The organism is Alicyclobacillus sp. SO9, assembly GCF_016406125.1.
Taxonomy (GTDB): Bacteria; Bacillota; Bacilli; order Alicyclobacillales; family Alicyclobacillaceae; genus SO9.
The window spans coordinates 1,381,167-1,404,775 of record NZ_CP066339.1 but is presented as its reverse complement, the minus strand read 5'-3'; the positions used below and the strand labels follow the sequence as shown (position 1 = coordinate 1,404,775).

Here is a 23,609-nt window from a genome sequence, read left to right as displayed (position 1 = left end):
ATATCACAGCCCCACCTCTTCGGCATCTCTAACTTTTTCCAACATAAATTGTCATAACTGTTTAACGGTCCGCTACATGTTACACATGCACGAAGATTGCCTGTCGCCTCATTTCACCCAGATGTCGCTTCTTTTTAGAAAACAAAAGACGGCGCCAGGCTTATGGTACACAGACAACAACAGCTTATCTGTTCCACTCGCCTGACCCGTCTTAGCCACTTCCTCTTTTGGTGCCTATGGATATGTCTTTCTACGGGTACTTACTAAAATACCATTGGTACATACCCATCGTTAATATAATCCGATACCATTTGACCTACATATTCGACTTCAATACCTAACTCGGAGAGCTTCTCACTCACACCGCCGTTGTCAGACACAAACTTGCACGCAACAGGTGTCTGAAACTCAGCCAACTGCCCGGTCCAGTTCTGCACTTCTTCGTCTTCAGCCAAGAGTGATTCGAACGGACCAAAAAAGACAACTTTAACCTCTTCGAGCCACTTGTTCTTCATGGCATTGCTGGCATAGAGCAGACCTGTCAATGCCTTCTGTTTTTCACCCGTTGAGAGTACAACCAAGACTTTGGTGCCCATTTCGCAAGCTCCTCTCGTGCTAATTTTCACCGTCTGCAGTTCCTGAACTGACTTCATCACACTTCTACGTACACTATTCACTTTAAGTATATCATTTACTTTAAGTACACGACTGCCGCATACTAAGGATAGTTCTGTCACTAGAGTTACACTAGGAACTCATCCTTATGACAAAAAAACTCTTTCTCTGCTTCTTTGTCAATTTCTGCAACGACATCAAACCATAATTTTACAGATGTCATTTGTAAATTCTACTGGGTCTTTGACAGGCAGTCCTTCGATTAAGAGTGCCTGATTGTAGAGCAGATTGGTATACAGATTTAGTTTTTCTTTGTCGTTCTCGAAAGCGTCTTTCAACGACTTGTACACATCATGATTGATATTAATCTCTAAAACCTTATCAGCTTTTACATTCTGGTTGTTTGGCATTTGACTTAGAACTTTTTCCATTTCAATAGTCACTTCACCATCGGCCGTTAGGCATACTGGATGATTTTTCAGCCGTTTTGAAATACGGACATCTTTCACTTTGTCGCCGAGTACTTCCTTCATGGCTCCAAAGAGAACTTTGTTCTCATTTTCCTCAGCTTCGGATTGCTCTTTCTTCTCATCGTCAATACCCAAATCGCCTGCCGAAACAGATTTAAACTCTTTCTCCTTATAATTCACAAGCATCTTAATGGCGAATTCATCCACATCTTCAGTGAGATACAAAATCTCGTACCCCTTGTCCGATACCATCTCGGTCTGCGGGAGTTTTTCAATTCTGTCGTAGCTGCCACCCGTTGCATAATATATGAACTTTTGCTCCTCTGGCATTTTGGAAACATACTCGTCTAACGTCACCAGTTTCTTTTCCTTGGACGAATAGAACATCAACAGGTCCTGAAGGTCTTCCTTGTTCATACCGTAGTCGCTGTACACGCCATACTTCAATTGCGTACCAAAGGCATTATAGAATTTCTCATACTTTTCTCGCTCGTTCTCCAACATTCGTTGCAATTCCTTCGTAATCTTGTTCTTAATGTTTTTGGCTATAAATTTCAGTTGTTTATCCTGTTGCAGAATCTCTCTGGATATATTTAAAGACAGGTCTTCAGAATCAACCATACCTTTTACAAAACTATAGTAATCCGGCAGCAAATCCGGAGACTTGCTCATAATAAGAACTCCGTTTGAATACAGTTCCAAACCCTTTTCGTACTCTTTTGTGTAGTAATCGAAGGGTGTTTGCTCAGGGATGTAGAGAATAGCGTTGTAGCGCACCATGCCGTCAACGCTGATATGAAGGTGTTGGAGTGGTTTGTCAAAGCCGTAGTGCTTCTCCATGTAGAAATTTTCGTAGTCTTCGTCTGTCAGTTCATTCTTGTTTTTTCTCCAAATCGGAACCATGCTGTTGATGGTCTGCTCTTCTGAGACTTGTTCGAACTCATCTTCACTGCCCTCTTTGGGCTTCTGTTCCGTCACGTCCATTTTTATGGGGTAGCGAATAAAGTCAGAGTACTTCTTGATGATAGAGCGAAGTCGATATTCTTCCAGATAATCGTTATAGTTGTCATCATCTGTATTTTCTTTCAGTTTAAGACGAATTTCTGTACCCGTTTCAATCTTTTCAGTCGGTGCGATTGTATAGCCGTCAACACCGGAAGATTCCCACTTGTATGCAGAGTCACTGTCTAGCGCTTTCGTCACAACGGTGACAACGTCCGCCACCATGAATGATGAGTAGAAGCCAACGCCAAACTGGCCAATGATGTCGTGTCCGTCTGTAGCCTCGTTCTCCGCTTTAAAGGCCAGTGAACCGCTTTTGGCAATGACACCTAAATTACTTTCCAGCTCTTCCTTCGTCATACCAATCCCTGTGTCCTTAACAACCAGGGTTCGATTGTCTTTATCCACGGAGATTTTTATGTAGTACTTGTCCTTATCAAAAGTGAGTGTTTCATCTGTCAGTGCCCTATAATATAGTTTATCAATTGCGTCACTGGCGTTTGAAATCAGTTCTCGAAGAAAAATTTCGCGATTGGAGTAAATGGAATCAATCATCATCTCGAGCATTCTTTTTGATTCCGCTTTAAAAGGGGTTTTTTCCATTTAAAAATGTCTCCTTTCGGTTTCTCAAACATTCATTTGCATGTGTCGTTCCTCTGTTCGTCGTACGAGAACGGCTGGTGCAGTATCAGTTGTCAATGATGAATGCATTCAAAATACTGAACATCTCTCACATTAGCACTCAATACCGCCGAGTGCTAACACACTGTTTATTTTACATATTCATGGCCTGTCGTCAATGAAGAAAGGGCGATAAAAGGGACCTCGCACGAAAAACGGGGTCCGACGCAATAATGATGGTTAGAGACTGTGACGCGCAGCACTTCTCGCTTGTACGATTTCTGCTTAATGCCAATTGTCTCAATGCAAAGTACGCTCATGATTTACGACTGATATACTCGCTTAACAAGCGAGATAACTCATCCAGCTTCTGAGAAGTGTCACGAGTATGATTGCGAATCTGAAAAATAGCTACAATAATCGAGAAAAATAAAATGAACATCAAAAGTGTCATGACCAGCGTTATGAGACCAGTATACCCAACATTCTGCACCATGCATTATCGCCCCTCTCTGATTCATTATTTTACCAGACAGGCAGATAGAATCACATTGACTCGGTACAACTAGCGTCTAGAAGCCATACCCTCCGTTGTCCGGCCTGCCAATCCCGCGCTTTTTCTGCTTCTTCATCTCATACAGGCGAGTGTCAGCAATCCGATAGCAAGTATCAAAGTCATATCCATCAACACGAAAGACTGCACCCCCTGCACTTGCCGACACCTTGACGTCCAAAAGCTTGTCTACCACCCGTTGCGCGGTCAAATCGACGTCCTCCGTTGCATGTCGATACACAATCACAAACTCATCTCCGCCGAACCGTGAACAAATGCCGTTAGCTTTTGCAGTATGGTCCTCAAGCACATCTGCAACGCGCAATAGTGTCTCATCACCGGCGATGTGGCCTTGTTCGTCGTTAAACTGTTTAAAACCGTCAAGATCGACAACGACGACAGTAGACGGAGTTTGCTGAGCCGTCAGTTTATCGAATTCAGACAGGAGGCCGCGTCGATTTAGCACACGTGTCAACGGATCGCGGATACTCAATTCCTCAGACAAACGACGCGTTACGACCAATTCCAGGACAACAGTAATGTGAGCCATACACCGTGCAATAGCTTCTCGCTCGCTAACACTTCTGTTTTTCTTCAAGGCAAGCACAAACAACCCTACTGGACTCATGTCCAAATTCACCAGCCAAATTCCTACCTGCTGCACCTGGTTATCCTTCAAAATACCTCGCCAAACCAAAGGTACCTCTTCCGCTCGAAACCATTGCCGTTTAGCTGCATTCTCAGAAAATGGAGCAGACTGCTCAATCGCTCCCTGAATTTCAGGTTGTGACGTTTCAAATCCCCATGACTTGTACCAGCGTTTTGACCGGCGGAGGTAATCTGGTCCGCTTTTGCGAGGACGTCTTCCGTAACTGAGAATGCCCGCTTCAATCTGAAAGGTCTCTCGAAGAAAAGCGACCGCCTGCTCCGCAACACTCGATGCACGAGGAAGAAGAATCCAGTCCTTAGACTTGTCAAGCAGCACGTCGATTGGATTCTTCAATAGTGTTCCCCCTCTGCAAAGTAAAGTGAAATTTCCGGCCATCCTGCTGACTGAATGGCATACCTTCTGACCTCTGTTTTCGCAAAACGTTGTCATACATATTCTATATTTTTACTGAACATCCTCCAGTTTCTTCATAGAATATTCCCCTACATTGGTATCCTTCTGATACTATGTTACATTAAAGTGTATACTTACGTTTTAGAAATTGGAGTTGTTCTCGTGTTCAAGCACAGGGGCCATCTCAATCAAGTTATGAAGAAAGGTGGAAGCACCACATGTCAGACAACAAGATTCTCAAAATACAAAATATGGACTTTCCTTGGACAACAGAAGACCCATTTCTTATGACAGTCCATCATCAAGATGCCTACCCTCGAGGAAACGAAGTACAAGGACCAGCCACGTCTCTGGACGGCAGAAACCTCGGGCAGGACTATACACTACAAGACGGATTCAGAATGTATCACGGAAGCAAAGTACCTGGTTTCCCAGCGCATCCACATAAGGGATTTGAAACCGTTACGATTGTCTTGAAAGGATTCGTAGACCACTTTGATTCCACCGGATCGTGCGGGCGATACGGCAATGGAGATGTTCAGTGGCTGACCACAGGACGAGGAGCTCAACACACGGAAATGTTTCCTCTGGTTCACCAAGATAAGGAGAATCCTCTTGAACTCTTTCAGATTTGGTTGAACCTGCCTAGTGAAGGAAAATCAGCGACACCTGAATACAAAATGCTTTGGGCTGAGGACATTCCAGAGACGGAGATAACCGGCAGCAACGGGGAAACCGCGACAGTCCGTTTGATAGCTGGAAGCCTGAATGGACGAGATAGCTTAGAGCCGACCAAAGCATCGTGGGCAAGTGTATCCCAGCATCATGTGGGGATTTTCCTTGTTACTCTCAGTCCCGGAGCTAATCTTTCGCTCCCGCCAGTGACAGGAACCCTCAATCGCAATCTCTATTTCTATCAAGGCGACACAATCAGTGTTGAAGGAACACCCGTTGAAGTAAATTGTCGAGTGAAGCTTGCCGGCGACCAACACATCTCAATTACAAATGGTGCAACGGAAGCACAGTTGCTGGTTCTTGAAGGCGAGCCCATTCGAGAGCCTGTCGCACAATACGGCCCGTTCGTCATGAATACACAGGAAGAACTTCGCGCGGCGTTCGAAGATTATCAGCGGACGCAGTTTGGAGGATGGCAATGGGATGGTCCGGAGCCTGTGAACGAACGCACCTCAGGAAGATTTGCACAGTACGCTGACGGAACGGTTGAAAGAAGAGAGGGTTAAACGCAACTTAATTGCCACAGAGGCCGACCCTGCGGTCGGCCTAGTTTGGCTCCGTACATCCTTCATACCTTCCCGCTTCCAGTGAATTAACCCTTATCCTCCGCCAAAAATGCGTTCTGGGCCAACTTTTTGATGTGATTGCGAACGTCCTCTGCCCAATCCTCAATCAGCTGATAGAAGAGCTGAGAGTCCTTTGCGTACAGTGCTCGCAGGGCTTCTTCATAGTGTGGACGATTGCCGGCCATCGCCGTCATAAATCCATATGTGGCTTCTTGCGCTTGCCGCATCGCATCCTTGTTCGCCCGTGCACGCCGTGCTTCTTCCACTAGTTTTCGCAACGTCACAGAGGCGCCACCAGGTTGACTTTTGAGCCAGTCCCAGTGCCGAGGCAACAGTGTTACTTCCCCTGGTACCACACCCAATTTTGGACGCCCCACTCGCCTCGGCTTGTCCCGGTTGACTGCATCCCCCGCGTCAGAACTAGTGACAGAACTGGCGACACTTCCCCCTTCGAAATCGCAGCTTAGCCGCTGCAGCACGTCTGTGATTGTGCCGCGAAAATCAACGTCTGTTACTCGTCCTGTCGTATCGTCAAATATGAGTACTCGTGACAAATCGTCATCGTCAAGTTCATTTTTCACTTTCGATACGACTTCCCTCAGCGATCCCGTCTGTATCAACTCATCCCCAGCAAACGCTGAATACACTCTGTCCTCGGTTGAACTTTCCATCTACTTTCATCCTCTCTGAACCAATTCTCCTGCCCTAGTTCACAATTGGGCAAGTTTCTCTCTTGGCGCCTCGGCGTTTAGCCGTTCAGCCGTTTGGCCCCTTGCGGCCCTTCTCGTAACCTTGTGAGTGCCCATGCTTTCGTTGCTGTCACGCTCCCTCCATCCATTTTATCCGGATTAAATAACCCAGTCAATATCACCCGGATAAAATAATAATAATAAAAACGGAAAAATGATTTGTTCAGTTAGAATGAACGCCCTTCCGTTAATGGAGAAAAAACGATTGCATTTGTGGAAATGAAAACTACGATAGAAGATGATAGAGAGTCCCGAGAAGGGCTTATAGACAAGTGTTAGCAGATGCGTGAAAGAAAGGAGTGCGATATGGCCAAAGCAGATGGTATGTTGGCGATTGTTTGGATGCTAAAATCTCGCGGACGTATGACGGCACAGAACTTAGCTGACGCACTGGAAGTCAGTGTTAGGTCTGTCTATCGTTATATTGATTCGCTCTGTGCCAGCGGTGTGCCAATTGAAGCCGAGGCGGGTCACGACGGCGGATTTCACCTGGCGCCATCCTTTAATGATGCACCCCTGTTCTTTCGTCCTGAAGAAAAAATTGCCCTGAAGCATTCAGCACTTTTCGCCCGGACCGCTGGCTATCCGTTCACGAAAGACTTGGAACAAGCTCTGCACAAAATTGAACTGTACAGTACACCCCAGCAACTGGAAGACTTGTCACAGCACACGAGAGGACTTGCCGTCGTCAATAGTATCGATCACAGTGCCTACGCAGACACCCTCTCAAAATTGACACTGGGCATAACCGCCTGCCGAACAGTCAGTATTACGTATCGGAAGATTAAGGCGCAATCCGATACACACCGGAACATCGATCCATACGGAATGATCCACTGGCGCGACAGGTGGTATCTCATTGCGTTTTGCCATCTGCGCACGGAAATTCGCATCTTCCGCGTGGACAGAATCCAAAAGTATGCCCTGTCTTCTAATCGTTTTGTCCGTCCAGATGGCTTCTCAATAACGGATTTCTTCGCGGAACAACAACTGCAAATACAAACGTCGGAACAACTCGTGCGCATGGTACTCACTGGTGAGACCGATGCAATCGCCGACCTCTCACGCCATTGGTTTCTGAAGCCCCGTATGGTATCTCGATGGTCCAAGAAAGCCGTCTTTGTCGTCGAAGAACAATCCCTTCACGCTTACATTCCTCACATCCTTCTCGCTTTTGGCAAGTCCATCTTCATTGCAGAACCGGCATCCTTAAGGCACCGCATCGCCAACTTGGCACAGCAACTGGCCGACTATTATCAACAATCTACTGACCGTACCTGTCAGTGAAGCCATGCTATCCTTGGATCACCAATGAGGGGGAGGCAGACTTGCTTATGCAACCCGGGTTCACGGCGTACACGGAGCCTCCTTTGATTGGAGAGAAAGAAGGAGGATGGAAAAATGAGTCATTCAGCCGACAATACAAGAGACCTGTACCACTACCATGTTTGGGCAAACAATGAGGTCTTCCGTCACCTTAGAACCCTGCCTGCAAATACAGCGACAAGGCGACTGCAGAGTGTCTTCCCGACCATCCACGATGCTCTGGCTCACATCTACATCGTCGATCACGTTTGGCTCACAGCACTAAAAGGTGATTTTGCGGAAATTAACACTTCATTGCCGCTATGGCAACAGACCATTGAAAAAGCTGACCTCCCGCAGATGGAGTCTGAGTTCGCGGAGACAGCAGAAGAGTACGCAGCATTTCTCAGAGAGCATCAAAATTTGGATACGGTATCGGAGTACCCTCATCCGACATATGGCACGCTCAAAGCGAGCTATCGGGAGATTATCGGGCATGTGGTCAATCATGGCACCTACCACCGTGGAAATGTTACAGCCATGCTGAGACAGTTGGGTCACAGAGGCACCCCGACAGACTATGTGATGTATCTGTACACAGCCAAGAGTCCCATCCCAACGAAGCAACGTTCTTCTGATTCCAGATAGACCAACGCGTCCGTTTGGGGCTATTGACCCTCTCGAATAGCCCCTCGATGGGATACTACAACTTATACGCCTGCACGCACACCTGCCGGATGAGATACCCCAGCTTATCCGCCTACACGCATACCCACCCCTGGTATCCACACGAGACTTAAGCTCCATCCGGACCCTTCGCCACCTAATGTTCCTTGTGCGCGCGTAGCATCTATGCCACACTTATCTATGTATAGGAGGTTCCTGCAAACGCTCTTCAGCCGAGCCCCGCATGAGGAGAATGTACATACCTACAGTGAGCTCCATAAAAAAGTAAGTTCCGCGAAATTTTCAGTTCTTACTCCTCATGCTAAGGTGACCTGCCGATGACTTGATGTCTGCGCGGTAGTGACTCCTATGTATGTACACCTGCATGATACTTTCGTCCGCGACAGCTGTATTGACGCGACTATGCTTATCCGCATAAACCTGAAGGAGGATAAAATGATGCGAACAATAAAACTCGGTCAAAGCGCATTGGAAGTCCCTGTCATCGCAGTTGGCTGCATGCGAATTAACTCTTTGGACAAATCCCAGGCTGAGAACTTTGTGCAAACGGCGCTGGAAGAGGGGGCCAATTTCTTCGATCACGCTGACGTATACGGCAACGGCACCTGCGAAGAAATCTTTGCTGACGCTGTTCACATGAACAGCAACGTACGCGAGAATCTCATAATCCAGTCAAAATGCGGTATACGACAAGGAATGTTTGATTTTTCCAAGGAACACATCTTGGAAGCTGTGGAAGGAAGCCTGAAGAGATTAAAGACGGATTATCTTGATGTCCTGCTTTTACATCGACCTGATGCTTTAGTCGAACCAGAAGAAGTTGCAGAAGCCTTTGATGAACTCGAACAGTCTGGAAAAGTTCGCCACTTCGGGGTATCCAATCAGAAGCCAATGCAAGTGGAACTACTAAAGAAGCACGTCAAGCAGACTGTGGTAGCAAATCAACTCCAGTTGAGTGTAACGAATGCCAATATGATTAGTAACGGCATTAACGTAAACATGGAAGTAGATTCCTCAACCGACAGAGACGGTAGCATTCTCGACTACTGCCGTCTACATGACATTACGATTCAACCCTGGTCTCCGTTCCAATACGGTTTCTTTGAAGGCGTATTTTTGGGAAGTGAGAAGTTCCCGGAATTGAACCAGAAGATTGACGAGATAGCCGCAAAGTACGGCGTTAGCAACACCACCATTGCCATTGCCTGGATCTTACGTCACCCAGCAAAAATGCAGCCGGTTATCGGGACAATGAACACGACTCGACTGAAGGACTGTGTTATGGCCAGCGACGTTCAACTGACGCGTCAGGAATGGTATGACATTTACCGTGCAGCTGGCAATATCTTGCCATAGGTAACAGCAGTGTAGAGTGTGACTGCCAACCGGGGTCACACTCTGCGCTGAAAGAGCTTTTGACGCGGCGTCGACGTGAGGACAACGGACAACGTCCCAAAGGGGGCCCTCAAGTACGACTGGCCGGAACTGTCGCCTCGATACTGCTCCCCAGCGCAAATCTTCCTCATTCCGACACTTCCTCATTCCGATACATCTGTATCTTTGCATGCATCTGTATATTCCCGCATGAACCATATTTAATATTCTGATAACCGGAGTTCAAATAGCGCTCATTACGTACAAATTTGTGAACTCTCTACAGAGTCAAGGTTATGACACAACTGCAGTGTTAGAATTCAACTGTACTCGGCGGCCTGAGTGTAGATGCACAAGCCATCGTCGACCTGTTGTGAACTGCGGCGCGACTGCACCTAGGCTAAAACACAGAAGAGAAGGCGATTTGGATGCATGTACGAAGTGTACGATCGAAAGGCATGATTGAAACCACGTTACGCGGCTCAGAACTTCTCAAAACCCCTGATGTCAATAAGGGCACGGCATTTACAGAGGAGGAGCGGCAGGAACTTGGGCTGGCGGGGTTGTTGCCTCCAAGAGTGCTGAACATCGACGAACAGGCTCGTCGTGCATACGAACAGTACTCCAAGCAGCCGAATGATTTGGCGAAGAATGCCTATCTCAATGCACTTCATGATAGAAACCAGGTGCTCTTCTATCGGTTGCTTACAGAACATGTTGAAGAAATGATGCCAATTGTCTATACGCCGACTGTCGGTCAGGCAATTGAGAGATATAGTCACGAGTATCAACGTTCCCGCGGTGTCTATTTGTCTATCGACAATCCAGACGGCATTGAGCAAGCCTTCGAGAATCTTAACGTCAATCCTGAAGAGATTGATCTCGTTTTAGCCACAGACGGCGAACGCATTCTGGGAATCGGCGACTGGGGTGTGGGCGGAATCCAGATTTGCAACGGAAAGCTTGCCTTGTATACCGCGGCTGGCGGGATTGATCCAAATCGGGTCATTCCGGTGATCCTCGATACAGGGACAAACAATGAGTCTCTCCTAAACGATCCGGTGTACATAGGGACCCGTCATTCCCGCGTACGCGGAGAGCGTTACGACGAATTTGTTGACACCTACGTAAGTGTTGCGACCCGTATGTTTCCCAACGCCATGATTCACTGGGAAGATTTCTCTCAGGCAAACGCCCGACCGATTCTGGAACGATACCGGGACAACATTTGCACCTTGAACGATGACATTCAAGGCACTGGTGCAGTGACTCTGGCAGTTATACTATCTGCGGTCAGAGCTTCACACATTCCGCTCTCTGAACATCGCATTGTCATGTTTGGAGCCGGTTCTGCAGGCGTCGGTGTCAGTGAGCAAGTGCGGGACGCCATGATTCGAGAGGGTGTTCCACAGGAAGAAGCTAACAAAAGGTTCTGGCTCATTAACAGTCGCGGTCTTGTTACAATGGATTCGCCAAGACTCCGGCAATCTCAAATACCGTATGCACGGTCTGAGGAAGAAGTCCGTGGATGGAAGCGCGAACCTTCCGGAGACATCAGTCTGTTGGAAGTCATTCGTCAAGTACATCCAACGATTTTAATTGGAACATCTACTGTCGCTGGTGCTTTTACCGAAGAAATTGTGAGGGAAATGAGTAAACACGCCGCCCGTCCCGTGATTCTCCCCTTGTCGAACCCGACCACTTCTTCCGAGGCGGTGCCGGCAGATTTGTTGGAGTGGACGAACGGATCGGCCTTGATTGCGACTGGAAGTCCTTATGCACCGGTAGTTCGTGGAGACGTCACCTATACCATTGGTCAGGCAAACAATGCCTTTGTGTTCCCTGGGATTGGGCTGGGCGTAGCTGTATCCCGTGCTACCCGCGTTACGGACGGTATGCTGGAAGCCGCAGCTCGGGCCGTTACCGGAATGGTAAATGTGGAGCAGCCTGGTGCATCTCTGGTACCGGATGTTCATGAACTTCGCGCGGTATCTGCAACAGTTGCAGTGGCCGTAGCAACCGCAGCCGTCGAAGAAGGGGTTGCCCGCATCCAGCCCGAAGACATGATTCAAGCTGTCCATGATGCCATGTGGCGTCCAGAGTACCCAATCGTGCGCCCTTTGTCGGAATGATTGCGAGTGCCGACTTATTTACTTCTAGTTGGTCTGGTCTTGTCAAATAGAAATACATGAAAACCATCCGAAGGCTGCCTCCAATCTCGCTGTCTACCGTAAAACGCGACCGGCAGCCCTCGTCTCTTTCCATTCTTCAGCCAATATGCTCATCTCGCAAAGATTCCAATACTCGTGTCCGGTTTTCCTGGCATGGCGCAACACGCCTTCAAGTTGAAACCCGGTTTTTTCATACGCAGCAATGGCCGCTTGGTTGAAATCAAACACACCGAGACTCACTCTGTGTAGCTTCAATCTATCAAATGCAATCTCTAACACAGAATGGGTCATGCTCTGGCCCAAGCCTTTGCCGCGCGCGGCTGGATCGCCAACAAGTACCTTGCCAATTCTTGCTGACTGATTCGCTCTATCAATGCGACCGAGGGAAATATGTCCAACCACTTTGCTGCTGCTTGACTCTACAACACGAAATACCAAACTGTCAGCACCAGGCTGATTCGCGTGCTGAATATAGTTCTGCAGCTGTTCGCCAGTCAACGGATATGTAAAAGCAGACCCGCCCCACTGCAGCAAAAATTCAGCTGACGTGATCCACCCCATTAGCTGTTCAAAGTCAGAAGACGTAAAATACTCAAGTTTAACCACGACTACCCCCTGAACGCCTGAGCGGCCGTATTCAAGGCATCCATCACTTTGTCGCACCACTCGTCAAACTCCGGGTCTTGTTGTTGGTATTCTGGATGGTCCAGGATGTATTTTACAGTTTCGCGTACCCCCTCATCAAAACGGGTTGTCGCTGTAAAACCAGGAACCAAGCGCTTTAACTTGGCATTGTCAAATACAACCGAGTGCGCCTTGTCTCCCAGCAGCCCATCCGCAATGTCATCTTGCCTGCATGCGTTCAAGAACTCTGACGAGACATGAACAGGGTGAAGTTTAACGCCAAGGGCATTCGCTATAGCTTGATAAATTTGGTTCCATGTGAGCGTTTCATCTGATGTAATTTGGACTGCTTCTCCAATCGCGTGAAGATTTCCCATGAGCCCGACAAACCCTTTTGCAAAATCGCTATTGTGTGTCATTGTCCACAGGGAGGTACCGTCTCCGTGAATGATAACTGGTTTATTAGCCAACATTCTTTTGGCAACTTGCCAAGTTCCTTGCTTTCCATGAAAGCCAACAGGCAGAGAGCGCTCATTGTAGGTGTGGCTGGGTCGTACAATTGTTACAGGAAAATCATGGTTTCTGTACAACTCCATCAAATACTCTTCGCAGGCAATTTTGTTTCTGGAATACTCCCAGTATGGATTGGATAGAGGCGTTCCTTCTGTAATACGATAATCTGACAACGGCTTCTGGTATGCTGAGGCAGAGCTAATAAAAATGAATTGCGCTGTTTTGTCCTTGAATAACCGATAATCCCGCTCCAACTGCTCAGGGTGAAATGCAATAAAGTCGGCGACTACATCAAAACTGTGCTCTCTAATAAGGTCTGAGACTGTTGCTTCATCATTAATGTCCGCCTGAATCAGCGATACATTTTTAGGAATGTCGATATTGCGAGTCCCCCTGTTTAACAAATACAGTTCCCAATCTTCCTGTGCCAACAGCCTCGTAATGGCTGAGCTAATCGTCCCAGTACCGCCTATAAACAGTGCCTTCATAGTACCCCTCCGTACGGTTTCGTCATCGCTTACATTAAGATGTCCCAAGCTCAAGACTTCGCTCGCTCTCATCGGTTCATTAACCCATTAACCCATTAACCCATTGACCCTAGTTGACCCTGTCTACTTCCTTACTTTCCTGCTTCTATTGTACCAAACGTCTACTGTCGTTGAGCTAATAGCAGACAAATAGGACTGCGCACACACCTTCAATGCGCAGTCCTATTTTCGCGATTGGTTGTTTAATTGGTGGTTTTAACGGATTATCGGCAAATTCTGTATCGTCGTCAGCGAGTGCATAAACTTCAAGCCCACTGAAGGAGAACCGTTTCTAGCTTGCGTCTTCTACTACACTGTGTTCCTGCACCACATGAATGTAATCGTAGCCGTGTGTACAGTGCTCACAATGAACTCGAACAACCGTATTTCCTTCCGGAACAGACAGATGATTCGTCTTTTCGCATTTCGGACAGATAGAGTCAATTTCCCAGTGTCTGTGCTGCATGATGAAGACCTCCTACTGCCGGGCACCGCGATAAGGTGAAGCTGCTTACCGTTATGCTCAGTTGTCAAATTCGACGCAAACCACACTATCACCGTATGGACTCATAAAGTATCACCCTCTAAATTCAAAATTGCCTCAAGCCAAAGCAAAAGCCTGCTGATACGTATCACCTAACACGGAACTACACGGAAGTTCACAGGCAAACGCAATCCACCTAAGCACCGCAAGTCATCTAAGCGCCGCAAACCGCCTAAGCGCAAACTACCAAAGCGCACAGTGCAGCGCAGAGCTAGGTTTTCGCAATGTGAATTCCCGTTTTCCTTCCGGTAAACAGACATCCGCCGAGAAAGGTGCCTTCCAGAGCACGGTATCCGTGCAAGCCGCCGCCGCCGAATCCAGCAGCTTCTCCGACTGCATACAAACCAGTTATTGGTTCGCCAGCTTGATTCAGAACCCGGCCTGACAAATCGGTCTGAAAGCCGCCCAACGTTTTTCTGCTGACAATATGCAATCGGACAGCGATGAGGGGTCCGTTCCTTGGGTCAAGAAATTTGTGTGGTGAAGCCGTACGACTAATCCTATCACCCAGGTAATAACTTGCATTTCGCAGTGCTGCAATTTGCAAGTCCTTACTGAACCTATTATCCATTTCCCTATCGCGAGCGAGAACCTGTCGTTCGATACTGCCATAGTCCAAAAGATGATTTCCCGCGAGTTTATTCATCCCTTCGACCAATTCCTGTAAAGTACCTGCGGTAACGAAGTCTTCCCCCTTATCAAGAAAAGCCCGTATTGGCTCGGGAACCGTTTTTCGGACACGGGACAAAACACCCCAAACACTTTTCCCAGTTAAATCAGGATTTTGTTCCGAACCAGAAAGGGCAAACTCCTTTCTTATCACTTTCTCGGTCAAAATAAACCAGGAATAGTCATAGCCAGTTTCTTGAATGGCCTTCAAAGTCCCAAGTGTATCGAATCCAGGGAAATTCGGAGTTTGAAACCTCTTGCCAGTGGCATCCAACCATATGGAAGAGGGTCCGGGAAGGATTCGTATACCATGCTTCTCCCAAATTGGATTCCAATTTTTTATTCCTTCCGTGTAGTGCCACATCCTGTCGCGATTTACAAGTTTGCCGCCAGCTTGCTCTGCAGCACCAATCATACGACCGTCTACATGCGACGGAACACCTGAGAGCATGGTTTTCGGAGGCTTTCCCAACCTGTCCGGCCAATTGTGTCTCACCAAGTCGTGATTGCCGCCAATTCCTCCGCTGGAAATCACGATGGCTGGCGCATAGAATTCAAAATCTCCTATGACTTCTCGTGAACTTGGTTCACCCCTGTTTGCATGACTTGGCACCAGTATGGAGCCCTTAACGCCTGTGACTGTCCCATCGTGAGTAAGAAGTTCATCAACCTGATGGCGCGGCCTGTAATCAACCTGTCCCCTTTGTATAGCTGCTTGGACTTGGGCCGCAAACGGATCCAAAATTGCAGGACCAGTGCCCCAAACAATATGAAAACGCGGTACAGAGTTCCCATGACCCTCAGCCAGGTGTCCGCCTCTCTCCGCCCATCCGACGACTGGAAAGAACCACATTCCCAGTGAGTGCAACCAGCTCCTTTTCTCACCGGCAGCAAAATCAACGTATGCTTCGGCCCATCGGCGTCCCCAGTAGTCATTCACACCGCTGCTAAAATCAGCGGAACCCAGCCAATCTTGCCACGCAGTCTCGCGAGAGTCTTTAATTCCCATCCATCTCTGTTCGGGTGAATCAACCAGAAAGAGCCCGCCGAAGGACCACCAGGCTTGGCCTCCAAAAGATGTTGCGGGCTCTTGGTCTAGAAGCAGGACCTTTTTACCCGATTTGACAATCTCCGATACCGTAACAAGTCCAGCCAATCCTGCACCAATGACAATGACATCAAACTCCATATGCTCCTCCACCACTGTACTTACTCATGGCCGCAACTCCCTGCTTATTTCTCTAGGTCATAGGCCGAATTACAGGTTTTTTCATTTATATCATTCATACTCTTCAGTCTATTGAGTTGCAGACTCAATAGACTACTCCTGATCCGCTTCAGCTGTCCAGAAAGCAATCAGCACTGACCTGATATTCATCTATCTCTGGACACCTCGCCTTTGGCTATTATTGTACAAATGTACCGCAGCGTTTGCCAGGTCCAGATACCTTACCTGGACTGCTCCGTTTCCGAAGACAGTGAATTCTGCTCGTGTTTTCTCCAGAGAACGAAGGCAATTGCACAGAACCACAGTGTTACAAGAGATGAGTACACAGATGCGTCCCATGAAGCTGGTAGAAAGTGGCCGGAGTGCAGTAGAGTATGAACGTTCATGAGAATGATCATGCCGCCTACCGCCACACCGAGAATGAATTCTGGAAGTATTCTAACTATCCAAGCAGCTAACGGAGCTGCGAATACACCGCCAATCATAATTGCCCCCGCCCACAGCCAATGTACTCCGTGAAATCCCAGAGCGATAATAAAGGCCGTTGCACCCGAAAAGACAACCGCAATTTCGCTGGTATCCACCGAACCAATTACCCTGCGTGCCTTCATGGTACGATGAGTGAGCAGGATTGGCGTCATTAAGGGACCCCACCCGCCTCCGCCGATAGCATCCATAAACCCGGCCAAGAGCGCCAATGGAATAAGAAATCGCCGTTTCAGTGTTACGTCTCCATGTGCAACACTGTTCTTGTGATGAATTTTACGGTGATCTCCTACCAGAAAGCGAATCAAAATATAGAACCCGAGCAAGAGCAAAAACGTAGCAATGTACGGCTTAATAATGTCCCCGGGGATACTCGTCAGGAAAAATGCTCCCAAAAAGGCTCCGACTGCACCTGGTACAACAATGCCTTTCACGAGACGTTTGTTGAGATTGTGGAACTTCCAATGCGACAATCCTGAAGCCGTAGTCGTCGCAACACCTGCCATATGTGTCACGGAAGACGCGGCCGCAGGGGCTAGACCTGATAATAAAAGGAAAGTCGTAGTCGAAACTCCATATGACATCCCCAGTGATCCGTCCAACATCTGAGCAAAGAACCCGATGAGCACCATTATGACTAGACGTGTCATGCTTTTTCATCTCCTTTTTTTTCGTTGTCTCGACAGGGTCTGCCGGTACCATCTCTGCCTGTGGTAACCTTGCTGGAGTTTGCGGCATTGCTGGTTGCAGCAGCACCGTTTGGTCCTACGGACACGACTCCGATTTCGCTGGCTGCAGCGGCCCCATAGGGGCCGACTACAACCACTCCGATATCACAAGCGGCAGCAGCTCCGTATGGGCTGACTGCAACGGACACTGCACTGGTACTCGTTGTGTGTTCCCCAGTTGCAGAACTGCTGGCGCTTGCAGCAGCGGGTCCTTGACCTTGCTCAGCTTCTGCATCAACACGGGATTCAACTTGTTTCACATAAATGGACTGTTTTCTATCAGTGGAAGCATTCACTTGGTCAATACCATCGTGGTCTTTCATGATTTTTCCTCCTGGTCCATCTACTGTAATTGTTGTAGGGCTCTACGAAGTTTTCTTAACGCATTTCGCTTCGTTTTTAACACCGTGTTTTTCGAAACGTGTAAGGTTTCACACAGACGAATTACCTTTTCCCCTTCGAAAAACAAGGCCTCGATGATTCTCAACTCATTCGGCGTAAGACACTGCATTGCACCTTGCAACGTGACGGAATCTGCAATTCGATTCGGGTCGTAGTGCGGGTCCGAAGCAGTAATCAGACTGAGTCTGTCCGCACTGTTTTCACTCTGACGAAGCGGTTCATTAAGTATTGCAGGTTCCCTTTTCACTTGAATCAGCTGCCTCTCCCGGAAACGGTGCGCTCGCCCCATCAAACATGAACGAATATACACAAATGCTGCTGCGTCAAAACTGTCGCTGTTATGGAATGTCATGAAACCTCCCCCCTCAATTAGGGTGTCGTCATCGGTATGCAAGTGCGTTTTCAAAGAGCTTGTAAGACTGCTAATTCTGTTCAGGATTCATCTGCGCCATTAATTTCATCATGACTTGCAAAATGTTCATTTGCTCTTGGGACAGAGTATCTGTACTGGATAACCGAAGCTCCGGCACTTCAAAATCAATTGTTTTACTGCCCAGAATGTCTACCGTAATGGGGCCCGGCACTGAAATGCACAGCAAATCTAGTTGGTTTTCCTGATTGGTAATCAACATTAACAACTCCTGTCCGTTGATATCTGGGACGAGCAGCCACCCCTTATTCAATTCTGACAATCAATCAGAACTGGTTCCTTGTTGTTGATTCATCAGAAAGATAAGCAGCAGAATGATGAACATGTTGTGGTCCGTTTTCATCGATCTCACCTCCCATATTCTCAATAAGCACATGCCTGCCAGTTGACTTGTCTTTCTCTATCTTCTCTATCTTCTCTATCTTCTCTATCTTCTCTATCACCAGCATCACGAGGATGAGGACAAGAGAAAGCGCGTATGATTGTCTTGACAGGACCGGTGTAGAAGATTCCAATGCGCAAATGGATTGAGGCACCTTGTAGTGCCGCGGCGAGTCTTCGGAAATTTGTCTCACCTCTTCTCGGGTTGGCTTGACCCGTCCCTTGCAATATATAGAGACGTAAACGTTGAAAAAGGTAACCTATGAGGAAAAAAGAAAAATAGAGTAGATAAGTTCAAGAGATAGTTTTCGTTGAGGGGAAGTCTCGCATCGCATCAGGCACACGGGTACAATCCGCATTCAGGTACTTTGTGGAGGGCACTTAGAACCTAGGGGACTTAGAACCTTTCTTGAAAAACATCAGGAAGTGATACCCTGACAAATCATCATATATTCACCAAGTGTAATTTCTCCAGTCGCGAGTTGTTGTCTCAAAAACTCGAAAGCCGTGACAGTATTATCTGCATATCTCACATCGAAAGAAGTTCTTCTACAGTCTGCTGCAAGATTGCCCATCGAAGTTTTTGTTGTTGACTCGTCATCAGAACTCAACCGCGCCTCGTCTCTTTTGGACATTTTGAATTCACCTCCTACTCATCAGGATGGCCAAATCTCGTTCTGAGATACGTGCTGCCCGGTATCCGGGTAGCAGGGAAGTCTTCCGCTTCGTTCCAGCAGACAACGGCTGCTGGTTTCGTTGCATACTCACTCACAGGTCAACTAGCGCACTAAACAGCTTGGAACAGGTACTTGTGGAAAAGTGAAGGAGGAGATGAGAAATGTCTTACGGTGAATAAACAAAAAAGAACCCTCAAAGAGGGGCATTTAACACGTATCCACAATCTTCGAATTGCCGTTTCACAACTCTTGATTGCCTGCGTCTATATGGGGTTCGAACCGTTGGGCTGCCAAGAACAGCTCGTAAATTAGTTCTTGCTGTGCATCTTCCCAATCATTCCAATTCATTCTGTGAGCCATTTTACAAATCATCGGTTTGAACCTTCGATACAATTCCTCCTGGCCTCTCTTATCGCCTGATTTCGCGTCAATTATCAACTCTGTCAAGCTTTCTTGCTCCATGTCTCTTTTGTCTGGCATGATTCACACTCCCTAAGTACAAATTGAGGGACGGGAGGTTTTCTGTCCGGCCCCTCATTAGTTGGAACTATTACTCTGCTGATTCATCATAAAGATGAGTAGCATAACAATAAATAGGCTGTTATTGCTGTTCAAGAAACTCACCCCCTCAGTCGTTCAAGTCACAACTACGGTCTCCCATCAGTTACTCCTCACTGGACACAACTCTGCGACGAAATGACTGCGCTTACGACGGTGCACTGCCCCACTTCTTCCCTGCTCAGCTGTTTTGGTGAACCCGTCCCTCGCTATAGATCAAGGCATCCCCGTGCAAAAAGGTAACCCCGGTACTGAACAAAAACGCTCCGCGAAGAACTGCAGTTATTTTCCGTCAACAGCCAGATAAGGTTCTCTAATTGCAAACATCTATAATTATTATGAAATTTATGGATTTTATAAAGCTTGATTTTGTTATCATATTACATGTAGATAATGTAATACCCTGTTATCGACATTGATTGCCTCAAAGCTCAAATTTCGTTCAAACTCAATTCCGTTCAAACTCTATAAGGCAGAGTTTCATCAGATATTACGTACATGCAGCTAAAATCCTCTTAAATTTTTATTAATAATAGAACAAACAACCATCTTAAACGCTCCAGTGCCCATTTTTCATGGAGCAGTACTGGCAGTCGCGAAAGCAGAACAAAGGCAAGAAGAGGGATTGTCACGTGGGCTCAGGAGCATTATTATCATTGAAATCACAATTGTATTGCCCCTTCGACGATAGGGATCTTTCCAGGCACGAACCGCCTTACAGTAGTCCCTGACAGCACCAGCCTGGCGGCGGCTCGCGACGGCAACAGCCGTCCAGTTACGTCAGTGCCCTGACGTATTACAGAGAAAAGAAAAAAGGGAGCCCACGTCGTGTAACATGTTGAGGACACTCAGAAAACATTGAAATAAGCGAAGAGATTGTTTAGTATGTGAGCTAAAGAAAAGTAAGGTCGACTCAGCGGCCTATAGCCGAGGTCAGCCCCTGGATGGGACGCCAGACACTCGGCAAGGTAGTGTAGATTCATTTTGCACTGAAACCCTTGGCACAAAATCCGCCTAGGCACGGAGAGAGTTGTTTGAGACCATGCCTTTCCAGACGGGAAGAGGCATTCGTGTGAAAACGGTTCGTGTGAGGTTCATGTAATTTTATATAAGTCATTAAGTTATGGTGCTAATCCTGCGACATGACCGGTTTGTTTGGCAGAGTCAAATTTTGAACGGCATTCTCGTCCACAGTCGTCAATAAGCCGCAGGATTCACAGAAAAAGCTTCGTGCATAGGCTCCCGAAAGCACCTTCGAAGTCTCCCTTACTGCATTCAAGTGTCCGCACTGGCTGCAACGTTGCTCGTAGTCACGAGTCTTTAGACAGACAACCTTAATGCCAAGTTGCTGAGCTTTGTATTCCACTTTTCTCTTCAAGTCAAAGTAAGCCCAGTTTCCTAGAAATGCAGTCTGACGGCGAATCACATTTGGTGATTCAATTTGGATCGTTCCGCATCTGTTCAGAACAGCTTGTTCCACAATGATTCTACTGTATTTATGATTCAGTGACTTTTGGAAGCCCGAAATTTTCGTGCGCATGGACTCAATACGTTCGAATCTCTTTGCTTTACCGCGGCCGATGTTCCCTCCGCCCTGCATGGTTTTCTGTCTTATCATACCTGCATACCGGGCCATGAATTTCTTTCGAAATGCAGTAACGTTATCACCGTTGAGAGTGACGCGAGACGACGTGTGGCTGAATGCTATGTACAGCGGCCGTTCTATTCCCATTCGTACAGCCAGGATATGATTCGAATTCAATTGACGCTCTTTCACAGCCAGCTTGTATCTCATTTGCAAGAACCATTTGCGCTTATGGCAGACAATCTGACATGCTCCCAGACCATACTCACCAGATAATACCCGACTAAAGATTTGACGTTGCCTACCGTCGGCAACTTTTATCACAGTATCCAACGCAGCGGATTTAAATCCAAATTCCTTTCTTCCAATTAAGCTCAGGAGGTTCATACTGACAACGAACTCATTGTTCTTACCTCTCTTGAGACGCACGGTATCCTTGTGCAGGTCCACACCGACACCCCGTTTGTAGCACGGAACCGATTTCACTCCATTCAAAATCTCAGGTGCATCTGAGTTCCAACGTAATACGGCTCTTTGAATGGATTGAGAAATGTTACTGCTGTGTATCAGGGGAAATTCTTGTCGCAACTGATGGTAGCAAAACCCAAACAGGCTGTATCCCAAAAGCTCGCGGTCAACAGCATTTTCCCCAAACTTTCTCTTATAGTCACTGCCAAACCCCTGCCATTCCCAGCATAATTGTATGGTCTTGTTCAGAACTTGTCTGGTTGCATTTTGCAAATAACTAAGGACCTTTGCAAGAGTACTCCAGTCACCGTTACAGGGTTTTACAATCTGGTATTGCATGACTCTGATGTGTTGTGTCATAAAGATGTCACCTCGCCGCGCAGGCGCAAGAGTCCGGCAATCTTGTCATAGAAAGTTCACATAAATTATATAACACTTCCTTATGAATTTTGATGCTTTATAGTGAGGGTAGTAATCTCATTCCCATATAACGGATGACTGCAGGCCTAGCAAATGGCGCACAATCTCAAGGCAAAGATGTTTTAATTTTCTTATTCTTCAACTTCCTCTAGAATGGGGGTGACACGTGCCAGTACAAAAGCACTGAAAGGGCTGAACTAAAACCAATGACACAATACGGATATGAAGCAGAACTTAGAATCTACTCGTCTGCACTGAAAGGCGTCTCCAAATGGCCGTGGCCCGTCACATCAGATGGGTGGAGAGAGGAGGCAAAACAGCGTTTGGATGCTGGCCCATTCGGCTATGTAGACGGAGGTGCCGGTATGGGGCAAACCATGCGGCACAACAGGTCTGCTTTTGAGCGGTATGCAATCCAATCAAGAATGCTGAGCAATGTGGAAACTCGCGACTTAAGTGTGCGTCTCCTGGAGCAAGACTTTCCCACCCCTTTGCTCCTCGCCCCAATTGGTGTGCAGTCGATTATCCATAAAGACGCAGAATTAGCGTCAGCAAAGGCTGCATACAACCAAGAGGTTCCATTTATTTTAAGCACTGTGTCCTCCTTCACCATTGAAGAAATCGCTAAAGTAATGGGAGAAGGAGTACGTTGGTTTCAACTTTATCCCGGCACTGACAAAGATATTATTCGAAGTTTTATCACCCGCGCCGAACAAGCTGGATACTCTGCACTGGTTGTGACCGTCGATACAACCATGTTGGGTTGGCGCCCCCAGGACCTTAGCAACGTGTACCTCCCATTTCTGCAAGGTGAAGGCGTAGCAAACTTTATGTCCGATCCCGCTTTTTTATCCAGACTCGACGAGCCCCCGCAGAATAATCCGAGCGCCGCAATCGAAGAATTCCTGAAAGTCTATGTAAATCCCGCCTTCTCATGGGACGACCTGGAAGAATTGAGGACCTGGACCAAACTTCCTATCCTCGTCAAAGGGATTACTCATCCAGAGGATGCGAGACAGGCTCAGTTCATGGGCATGGATGGGGTCATTGTCTCGAATCACGGCGGACGGCAAGTAGACGGCGGCATTGCGGCCATTGATGCACTGAGCCCTGTACGTCAGGCCGTGGGACCCGATTACCTCTTGCTGATGGACAGCGGTATCCGGTGCGCCGCAGATGTTTATAAGGCCATTGCGCTTGGGGCCAAAGCGGTACTGCTTGGAAGGCCGTACGCTTATGCTCTCGGTGTCGGAGGTCAGGAGGGAGTAGAGGAACTGCTCATGCAGTGGAAAGCTGAGCTGGATTTGCAGTTGGCTCTGTCGGGGTTCAGCAAGGTCAGGGAAATTAACAGTACGTATGTGAGCAGATAACAACACTACTGGAGAAATGGTTGGCTCGTTTCAGCAGGCAAGGCTTGTTCCAGCAGGCAAGCAACCACTTCTCCAGACAATTGGTGAA

23 protein-coding genes are annotated in these 23,609 nt (G+C 47.5%); 6 read left to right on the top strand and 17 right to left on the bottom strand.

The features are described 5' to 3' along the window. Window positions 1–263: 263 nt before the first annotated feature. The 4 genes from GI364_RS06205 to GI364_RS06190 form a co-directional block, all read right to left on the bottom strand. Window positions 264–596, bottom strand: a complete 333-nt coding sequence (locus tag GI364_RS06205; RefSeq protein WP_198852806.1) for a hypothetical protein — start codon at window positions 594–596, stop codon at window positions 264–266. A 216-nt stretch (window positions 597–812) separates the two neighbouring features. Beyond that, window positions 813–2,690, bottom strand: coding sequence for a molecular chaperone HtpG (htpG, locus tag GI364_RS06200; protein ID WP_198852805.1), 1,878 nt, complete (start codon window positions 2,688–2,690; stop codon window positions 813–815). A gap of 334 nt (window positions 2,691–3,024) precedes the next feature. Further along, window positions 3,025–3,204 carry a hypothetical protein gene (locus tag GI364_RS06195; RefSeq protein ID WP_198852804.1) on the bottom strand — a complete coding sequence of 60 codons (180 nt, stop codon included), beginning with the start codon at window positions 3,202–3,204 and terminating at the stop codon, window positions 3,025–3,027. Between the two features lie 76 nt (window positions 3,205–3,280). After that, window positions 3,281–4,264, bottom strand: coding sequence for a GGDEF domain-containing protein (locus tag GI364_RS06190; protein ID WP_198852803.1), 984 nt, complete (start codon window positions 4,262–4,264; stop codon window positions 3,281–3,283). 278 nt (window positions 4,265–4,542) lie between these two features. Here GI364_RS06190 and GI364_RS06185 point away from each other — a divergent pair, with 278 nt between their 5' ends. Continuing rightward, the gene (locus tag GI364_RS06185) at window positions 4,543–5,565 is read left to right on the top strand and encodes a pirin family protein (RefSeq protein WP_198852802.1); all 1,023 of its coding nucleotides are present in this window, start codon (window positions 4,543–4,545) and stop codon (window positions 5,563–5,565) included. 86 nt (window positions 5,566–5,651) lie between these two features. Here GI364_RS06185 and GI364_RS06180 read toward each other — a convergent pair whose 3' ends face one another. Continuing rightward, window positions 5,652–6,296: a DUF2239 family protein gene (locus GI364_RS06180; protein ID WP_198852801.1), complete on the bottom strand. Its 645-nt coding sequence runs from the start codon at window positions 6,294–6,296 to the stop codon at window positions 5,652–5,654. 384 nt (window positions 6,297–6,680) lie between these two features. Here GI364_RS06180 and GI364_RS06175 point away from each other — a divergent pair, with 384 nt between their 5' ends. The 4 genes from GI364_RS06175 to GI364_RS06160 all read left to right on the top strand — a co-directional run bounded on the left by GI364_RS06175 (window position 6,681) and on the right by GI364_RS06160 (window position 11,872). Then, complete coding sequence (locus tag GI364_RS06175; protein ID WP_198852800.1) at window positions 6,681–7,661, top strand: helix-turn-helix transcriptional regulator; 981 nt, start codon at window positions 6,681–6,683, stop codon at window positions 7,659–7,661. 114 nt (window positions 7,662–7,775) lie between these two features. After that, window positions 7,776–8,327 (top strand): DinB family protein, encoded by a 552-nt coding sequence (locus tag GI364_RS06170; protein ID WP_198852799.1) that lies wholly within the window; start codon window positions 7,776–7,778, stop codon window positions 8,325–8,327. Between the two features lie 477 nt (window positions 8,328–8,804). After that, window positions 8,805–9,722 carry an aldo/keto reductase gene (locus GI364_RS06165; protein WP_198853874.1) on the top strand — a complete coding sequence of 306 codons (918 nt, stop codon included), beginning with the start codon at window positions 8,805–8,807 and terminating at the stop codon, window positions 9,720–9,722. A gap of 446 nt (window positions 9,723–10,168) precedes the next feature. Beyond that, window positions 10,169–11,872 (top strand): NAD-dependent malic enzyme, encoded by a 1,704-nt coding sequence (locus GI364_RS06160; protein ID WP_198852798.1) that lies wholly within the window; start codon window positions 10,169–10,171, stop codon window positions 11,870–11,872. Between the two features lie 93 nt (window positions 11,873–11,965). Here the strand turns inward: GI364_RS06160 and GI364_RS06155 are convergent, their stop codons facing one another. From GI364_RS06155 to GI364_RS06100, 12 genes are all read right to left on the bottom strand, one after another. Beyond that, a complete protein-coding gene (locus tag GI364_RS06155; protein ID WP_198852797.1) occupies window positions 11,966–12,517 on the bottom strand; it encodes a GNAT family N-acetyltransferase in 552 nt (183 codons plus the stop codon). Window positions 12,518–12,519: 2 nt separating this feature from the next. After that, a complete protein-coding gene (locus GI364_RS06150) occupies window positions 12,520–13,536 on the bottom strand; it encodes an SDR family oxidoreductase (RefSeq protein WP_198852796.1) in 1,017 nt (338 codons plus the stop codon). 331 nt (window positions 13,537–13,867) lie between these two features. Beyond that, complete coding sequence (locus GI364_RS06145) at window positions 13,868–14,041, bottom strand: hypothetical protein (RefSeq protein WP_198852795.1); 174 nt, start codon at window positions 14,039–14,041, stop codon at window positions 13,868–13,870. A 289-nt stretch (window positions 14,042–14,330) separates the two neighbouring features. Next, window positions 14,331–15,977 carry an FAD-binding dehydrogenase gene (locus GI364_RS06140; RefSeq protein ID WP_198852794.1) on the bottom strand — a complete coding sequence of 549 codons (1,647 nt, stop codon included), beginning with the start codon at window positions 15,975–15,977 and terminating at the stop codon, window positions 14,331–14,333. A 260-nt stretch (window positions 15,978–16,237) separates the two neighbouring features. Continuing rightward, window positions 16,238–17,152 carry a sulfite exporter TauE/SafE family protein gene (locus GI364_RS06135; protein ID WP_198852793.1) on the bottom strand — a complete coding sequence of 305 codons (915 nt, stop codon included), beginning with the start codon at window positions 17,150–17,152 and terminating at the stop codon, window positions 16,238–16,240. Next, window positions 17,149–17,553 carry a hypothetical protein gene (locus tag GI364_RS06130; protein ID WP_198852792.1) on the bottom strand — a complete coding sequence of 135 codons (405 nt, stop codon included), beginning with the start codon at window positions 17,551–17,553 and terminating at the stop codon, window positions 17,149–17,151. The genes GI364_RS06135 and GI364_RS06130 overlap by 4 nt, the downstream gene beginning before the upstream one ends. Window positions 17,554–17,573: 20 nt before the next feature. Beyond that, on the bottom strand, window positions 17,574–17,984 hold the full coding sequence (locus GI364_RS06125) for a sigma-70 family RNA polymerase sigma factor (RefSeq protein WP_198852791.1): 411 nt from the start codon (window positions 17,982–17,984) through the stop codon (window positions 17,574–17,576). Window positions 17,985–18,054: 70 nt separating this feature from the next. After that, entirely contained in the window at window positions 18,055–18,264 is a 210-nt protein-coding gene (locus GI364_RS06120) for a hypothetical protein (protein WP_198852790.1), read from the bottom strand. A gap of 64 nt (window positions 18,265–18,328) precedes the next feature. Continuing rightward, the gene (locus GI364_RS06115) at window positions 18,329–18,505 is read right to left on the bottom strand and encodes a hypothetical protein (RefSeq protein ID WP_198852789.1); all 177 of its coding nucleotides are present in this window, start codon (window positions 18,503–18,505) and stop codon (window positions 18,329–18,331) included. Between the two features lie 357 nt (window positions 18,506–18,862). Beyond that, window positions 18,863–19,078, bottom strand: a complete 216-nt coding sequence (locus GI364_RS06110) for a hypothetical protein (RefSeq protein WP_198852788.1) — start codon at window positions 19,076–19,078, stop codon at window positions 18,863–18,865. A gap of 282 nt (window positions 19,079–19,360) precedes the next feature. Beyond that, a complete protein-coding gene (locus GI364_RS06105) occupies window positions 19,361–19,600 on the bottom strand; it encodes an RNA polymerase sigma factor (RefSeq protein WP_198852787.1) in 240 nt (79 codons plus the stop codon). Between the two features lie 1,207 nt (window positions 19,601–20,807). Further along, the gene (locus GI364_RS06100) at window positions 20,808–22,091 is read right to left on the bottom strand and encodes an RNA-guided endonuclease TnpB family protein (protein WP_198852786.1); all 1,284 of its coding nucleotides are present in this window, start codon (window positions 22,089–22,091) and stop codon (window positions 20,808–20,810) included. Between the two features lie 266 nt (window positions 22,092–22,357). Between GI364_RS06100 and GI364_RS06095 the strand changes: the two genes are divergently transcribed. Beyond that, the gene (locus GI364_RS06095) at window positions 22,358–23,521 is read left to right on the top strand and encodes an alpha-hydroxy-acid oxidizing protein (RefSeq protein ID WP_198852785.1); all 1,164 of its coding nucleotides are present in this window, start codon (window positions 22,358–22,360) and stop codon (window positions 23,519–23,521) included. Window positions 23,522–23,609 lie beyond the last annotated feature (88 nt).